Below are 5,920 nucleotides of genomic sequence, written 5' to 3' on the forward strand. Positions count from 1 at the left end.
GAAATGGCGCAAACTCGATGGCCGGAACCGCCTGCCCGAGATCATCCAAGGGGTTGAGTTCCGCGACGGCCTCCGCCACGTTCAAGCCGCCGCCTGATCAGGCGTCACCAACTTCTGCGCATATCTCTCCCAGTGTTCCATTCGACACTTTTGACGACGCAGTAGCCATCGCCAATGAGGGCTCGTTCGGGTTGTCTAGCTACATCTTCACACGTGATTTCCAGACCACAATGGAAGCAATCGATCGGATCGAGGTTGGAGAGGTCTACGTAAACCGCGCAGGCCCTGAAAGTGTGCATGGTTTTCACGGGGGCTGGCAAGATAGCGGCGTCGCCGGGGATGACGGTTCGCATGGCTTGGAGGTCTATATGCGCAAAAAGACCGTCTATGTGAACTACTCGGGAAAAGCGACGGTTGGGCTTATGCCCTATTAGGACCTCGCGTCTGAGGCAAAGCGTCTCTCCGTAATCATGGAGAACACGTCATCCAGCGCAACTTCAAAGGCATTCGCTGTTTCGGGGAGGAACGAAGAATGGAACCAATCGCCAAGAGAATGCAAAAAAGACCTCTGCTAAGCGCAGTTGTGGGCTGGTTAAAACAGATCACCGGCCCCCTGATCGGCTTGCTTCTACTGTGTCTGGTCCTGTCTTTGATGACCGACAGCTTTTTGACCAAGAACAACCTGCTCAACGTTATGGATCAGGTAACTGTTCTGGGAGTTATGGCCATTGGAATGACGTTTGTCATTCTGATTGGTGGAATTGATCTCTCGGTTGGGGCGTTGCTTGCCGTGTCAACCATGGTCATGGGCGCTTTGAATGCATATGCTGGCGTGCCTTTGCCTATCGCAATGCTGGCCGGAGTAATGGCCGCAGCTATTGGCGGGTTTGCAAACGGCGTGTTGGTTGTCCAGCTTGGTGTTCCGTCATTTGTTGCAACGCTGGCGATGATGTCAATCGCACGCGGTGTGGCAAATATCACCACCGATGGTACGCAGATTACCGGCTATTCGGCCTGGTTTTCGGAGCTTTCAATAATTCGGTACGGCGGCCTGCTATCCGCTACAGTCGCATTCTTCATCTTTTTGGCTTTGGTTTGTGGAGTATTGCTTTCCTACCATACCATGGGCCGGAAGATCTATGCGATCGGTGGCGGAAGTGAAGTCGCCCGCCTAGCAGGGATAAGAGCGCGCGCCTACACCATGTGGATCTATGTGTTTTGTGGCGTGACCGCAGGTTTTGGTGGCGTGCTTTTGGCCACGCGGCTCGACTCATCCGACCCTAGCGCCGGCTTGGGATGGGAATTGGATACGATCGCTGCCGTTGTCATCGGTGGGGCCAGCCTGAGCGGTGGTGTCGGGTCAATCGGGGGTACCGTAATCGGGGTTCTGATTATTGGCGTCTTGCGTAATGGGCTGAATCTTATCGGCATTTCACCATTCATCCAACAAATTGTGATCGGCTTGGTAATCGCCTTCGCCGTCATTCTGGATCAGTTGCGTCTCAGACGAGGCTGAAGCGCGAACATAAAATCGCGCAACAATCGGACACCAATTCAACCAAGCGGTGTCCACCCAACTTAGGAGGAGAAATCAAATGTTTAACCGAAGAACTCTCATTGCGGCAACAGCAGCTTTTGGCCTGTCCGTATCCGCAACAGCGCTGATGGCGCAAAACGAGCAAGTGACGATCGGCTTGGCCCTGCCCAGCCTGACCTTGGACTTTTTTGACCAAATCCGTGGTGCGGCGTCCGCCCATGCAGAGGACTTGGGGATTGAGTTGATTATTGTGGACGCCAATGGCGATTCAGCCCGCCAGGTCGATCAGGTGCAGGACATGATCAGCCGCGGTATCGATGCATTGGTTTATGTGCCAGCAGGTGCGACAGCGGCTGCCGTTCCGGTGCGCGCTGCCCAGCGGGCCGGCATTCCTGTCGTCACGCTTGATCGGAATCCTCCAAACGCGCCCGGAGACACCTTTATCGCGAGTGATAGTGTGGCCGGCGCGCGCAATATCGGCGAGTATCTTGTTGAAATGACCGGTGGCACCGCCAAGGTTGCGATCCTTCAAGGACAGATCGGGACAACCCCGGAAATTGCGCGGGACCAAGGCTTGATGGAGGCGTTCGAGGGTCATCCGGGCATGGAAATTGTGGCCGCCCAGCCAGCAAACTGGTTGCAAGACCAAGGCTTCAACATTGCCCAAGACATGCTGCAAGCAAACCCAGACATCACGGTTTTTGTCGGGCGGTCAGATGCACCCGCTATGGGTGCTGCCCAGGCTATCAAGGTGGCCAATATCGATCACAAAATCTGGGTTGTGGGATTCGATGGTCTACCTGTCGCGCTTGAAGCCGTGCGTGACGGCTCACTGGATGCCACCGCGACACAACAGACCAATCTGATGGGTCGGCTATCGATCGATTCTGCATTGGCATTGCTTCAGGGCGAAGAGCTGCCGGCAGAACAATTGCTGGACGTGACGCTGACCACTTCAGAAAATGTTCAGGGTTTCATCGAAAACCATCCGTAAGCCACGCGTCCGATGTCGCCGCTTTCCCTTCCGGGGCGGCGACATCGGTGAACGTGCATAAAGGATGATGCTCCCGAAAGCGAAAATTGGCTTCCGGTGCATCATACACAAGCCAGACCACACAGAAGCCGCAGATGACTTTTGCACGAAGTCATATCCGGGATGGAGGCATAAAATGCTGCTAGGATGTATCGGAGATGACTTCACCGGGTCCAGTGATTTGGCAAACACGTTGTCCAAGCAGGGTATGAAGACCGTTTTGTATAATGGCATTCCGAAGAACGCGACGGACGTCACGGCCGAAGCAGCCGTCGTCGCCCTCAAATCTCGCTCCATTTCACCAAAAGATGCGGTTGGCCAAAGCTTGCTCGCACTAGATTGGTTGATTGAACAAGGATGCGAGCAGTTCTTTTTCAAATATTGCTCGACTTTCGATTCCACGCGCGAGGGAAACATCGGGCCGGTTATCGATGCTCTTGCAGAGGCTCTTCAGGTCAATCAGGTTCTTGTTTGCCCTGCCTTCCCTGGGGCCGGTCGCACCGTCTACCAAGGGCACCTGTTTGTGAACGACCGACTGCTGAACGAAAGCGGAATGGAAAATCATCCGCTGACCCCTATGACGGATCCCGATATTCGCAGGTGGCTCGGTTATCAGACAAAAAACAACGTGAGGCATGTCGCATCAACGGATATCTTGGCAGGCTCCGAGGCCATCAAGGCAGCCTTGGTCCGTGAAGCAAAGGCAGGCCGTCATCTTGTTGTTCTGGACGCACTGCGCGATGACGACCTGATGCAGATTGGTGAGGCTGCAAATGGTCTCAAGCTTGTAACCGGAGGTTCTGGCGTTGCCTTGGGCTTGCCAGAGAACTTTCGAAAACGCGGCGCGATAATGGCTACTCCCCGGTCTTGGGCCGGGCAGATTGGAAAAGCGGTTGTGCTTAGCGGTTCCTGCTCTAAAGCGACCCTTGGTCAAATCGCCGCACACAGCCAAAACCATCCAATTTTTGAAATAGAGGCAGAGCAGGTACTTTCTGGCAAACTGACGCCGCAGGACGTTGCGGGCTGGCTCCTCGCGGCGGACGGCACACCACTCGCCTATAGTTCGGCAGACCCGGAGGTCGTCAAGCAGAACCAAGCTGCGTTTGGCCGCGAAAAAACCGCGCGAGCTTTTGAAGATTTTTTTGCAAACACGGCGCAGCTTTTGGTAGCGGGCGGCATTGAAAGCATCATTGTCGGGGGCGGTGAGACCTCAGGCGCCGTTGTCGAGGGCCTTGGGCTTTCTGCAATGGAGATCGGGCCCGAGATCGCACCCGGTGTTCCAGCTTTGCGTTGTAACGAGAGATTGGTGATAGCACTCAAGTCAGGCAACTTCGGTGGAGCTGACTTTTTTGCGCAAGCTGCCGCGATGCTGTCGCAGGTGCAATCATGACCACGGATAGCAAGCTGCGTGAACAGATCTGTACTTTGGCGAAATCTATGTTCGATCGCGGGCTGACAAGTGGCAGCACCGGGAACATTTCTGCCAGAACTTCGGACGGCGGACTACTTGTATCGCCCACCGGAACCAGCTTTGGGCGGCTAGACCCGGCAAGGCTAAGCCAATTTGATTCGACCGGCACGCTCATAAGTGGCGATCTCCCGACCAAGGAAATGCCCCTTCACAGCGCTTTTTATGAAACGCGCGAGGCGACCGGCGCTGTCGTTCATCTACATTCTTGTCATTCGGTGGCGCTTTCCCTGATGCCCGATGCGAACGCCGAGAATTTCTTGCCTCCGATCACACCGTATTCGATCATGAAACTTGGCAAAGTTAAGATGTTGCCCTTTTTTCGGCCGGGCGACGAGCGACTGGGTGAAGCTTTGCGCGATCTGGGCGGGGCACGGTCAGCTGTTATGCTCGCAAATCATGGACCCGTTGTGGCAGGACAGACCGTCACCGCAGCCTGCGATGCAATAGAGGAGCTGGAGGCAACGGCGCGGTTGGCACTCCTGACACGAGGTATAGCGGTAAACATGTTGAGCGACTACCAGATCAAGGATCTTGTAGAGCACTTTGATTTGGAGTGGAGTGAATGACGCGGTTTTCGGCGAACCTCGGGTTTCTATGGACGGAACTTTCCCTTCCCAAAGCCATTCATGCCGCCGCCGAGGCGGGTTTTCACGCGGTAGAATGCCACTGGCCCTATGACACGCCAGTTGAAGAAGTTCGGGCTGCGCTGAAGCAAACAAATCTGCCGATGCTGGCACTGAACACACGCCGAGGGGATGTCGCTGCTGGTGAGAATGGCCTCGCGGCCATGCCGGGGCGCAAGGACGAAGCACGCAACGCGATTGATGAAGCCATCGGCTATGCAAATGCGATCTCAGCGCGCAATGTGCACGTGATGGCAGGATTTGCCGAGGGAGAGTTGGCACGTCAGACGTTTATTGAGAACCTGCAATACGCCAGCCTACAGGCCGCGGAGCATGGCATTGGTATTTTGGTTGAACCGCTGAACACTTACGACGCTCCGGGATATTTCTTGCGAAGCACGGAACAAGCCCGTGAGCTTATTCTGGAAACGGGTCTTACAAATCTAAGGCTGATGTTCGATTGCTATCATGTTCAATTGATGGAAGGCGACTTGAGCCATAAGCTAGAAAAACATTTTGAGATCATCGGCCATATCCAGTTTGCTTCAGTCCCTGACCGTGGACCGCCTGACGCCGGTGAAGTCAACTTCCCGCATATATTCAAGGTCCTTGATGATCTCGGCTATCAACAGCCGCTTGGCGCCGAATACAAACCCCGGACAAGCACGAATGGATCACTCGGATGGCTCAAGACCACAATCGGTGATCCATTCGCTCTTTTGGGGACTTAGGTGTTTGATCCCGCAGTTTCATGGTGCGATCCTTGCGCGGGAATGGAAGGAAGCAATATGGGCCAAGTCGTGGCGCGGGTCGATGACAGCCGCGGATTCACAACCGGACAGACCCTGTTCATGTTTCCCGACCGGGATCGTGACGTTCGATTTTAACGATGGGGCGCTCCAGTCCAGCGCCCTTCAGTCGTGCGTATTCCGGGGTCATCCGGCCAGTGATTCCGAAAGTATCCGGCCACCCATTCCGATTTTATCCGGCCACTGATTCCGGAGCATCCGGCCACCCTGTGATGTGATGCTGCGAGGCAATCTGTAACTGGCTACCGTCTGGCTTTTTAGCTTTGAGGGAAGCCCGATGAAGAGATTGCCGATGCGGAAGATACGAGATGTTTTGCGGCCCCCGTCTGTCAGGGATGTTGTCCGCTGCTCTACTTTTCCTCTATTTCTCAGGTGGGCGGGATAGGATGATGACTTGGGCTATTCACTGGAACGAAAAACGGCTGTGCTGAAGCGGATGCTGCCGCC

At 54.9% G+C, this 5,920-nt stretch carries 6 protein-coding genes; all 6 read left to right on the forward strand.

The features are described 5' to 3' along the window. Nucleotides 1-191 precede the first annotated feature (191 nt). The 6 genes from ROE7235_RS20740 (at nucleotide 192) to ROE7235_RS18345 (ending at nucleotide 5,395) form a co-directional block, all read left to right on the forward strand. Nucleotides 192-434, forward strand: a complete 243-nt coding sequence (locus ROE7235_RS20740; protein ID WP_245964027.1) for an aldehyde dehydrogenase family protein — start codon at nucleotides 192-194, stop codon at nucleotides 432-434. Between the two features lie 98 nt (nucleotides 435-532). Next, nucleotides 533-1,516 (forward strand): ABC transporter permease, encoded by a 984-nt coding sequence (locus tag ROE7235_RS18325; protein ID WP_121097195.1) that lies wholly within the window; start codon nucleotides 533-535, stop codon nucleotides 1,514-1,516. Between the two features lie 79 nt (nucleotides 1,517-1,595). Further along, complete coding sequence (locus ROE7235_RS18330) at nucleotides 1,596-2,531, forward strand: sugar ABC transporter substrate-binding protein (protein ID WP_121097198.1); 936 nt, start codon at nucleotides 1,596-1,598, stop codon at nucleotides 2,529-2,531. Between the two features lie 175 nt (nucleotides 2,532-2,706). Further along, nucleotides 2,707-3,960, forward strand: coding sequence for a 3-oxo-tetronate kinase (otnK, locus tag ROE7235_RS18335; protein ID WP_121097204.1), 1,254 nt, complete (start codon nucleotides 2,707-2,709; stop codon nucleotides 3,958-3,960). After that, nucleotides 3,957-4,607 carry a 3-oxo-tetronate 4-phosphate decarboxylase gene (otnC, locus tag ROE7235_RS18340; RefSeq protein WP_121097207.1) on the forward strand — a complete coding sequence of 217 codons (651 nt, stop codon included), beginning with the start codon at nucleotides 3,957-3,959 and terminating at the stop codon, nucleotides 4,605-4,607. The genes otnK and otnC overlap by 4 nt, the downstream gene beginning before the upstream one ends. After that, on the forward strand, nucleotides 4,604-5,395 hold the full coding sequence (locus ROE7235_RS18345; RefSeq protein WP_121097210.1) for a hydroxypyruvate isomerase family protein: 792 nt from the start codon (nucleotides 4,604-4,606) through the stop codon (nucleotides 5,393-5,395). Before otnC ends, ROE7235_RS18345 begins: the two co-directional genes overlap by 4 nt. Nucleotides 5,396-5,920 lie beyond the last annotated feature (525 nt).

Source organism: Roseinatronobacter ekhonensis, from assembly GCF_900499075.1.
Taxonomy (GTDB): Bacteria; Pseudomonadota; Alphaproteobacteria; order Rhodobacterales; family Rhodobacteraceae; genus Roseinatronobacter; species Roseinatronobacter ekhonensis.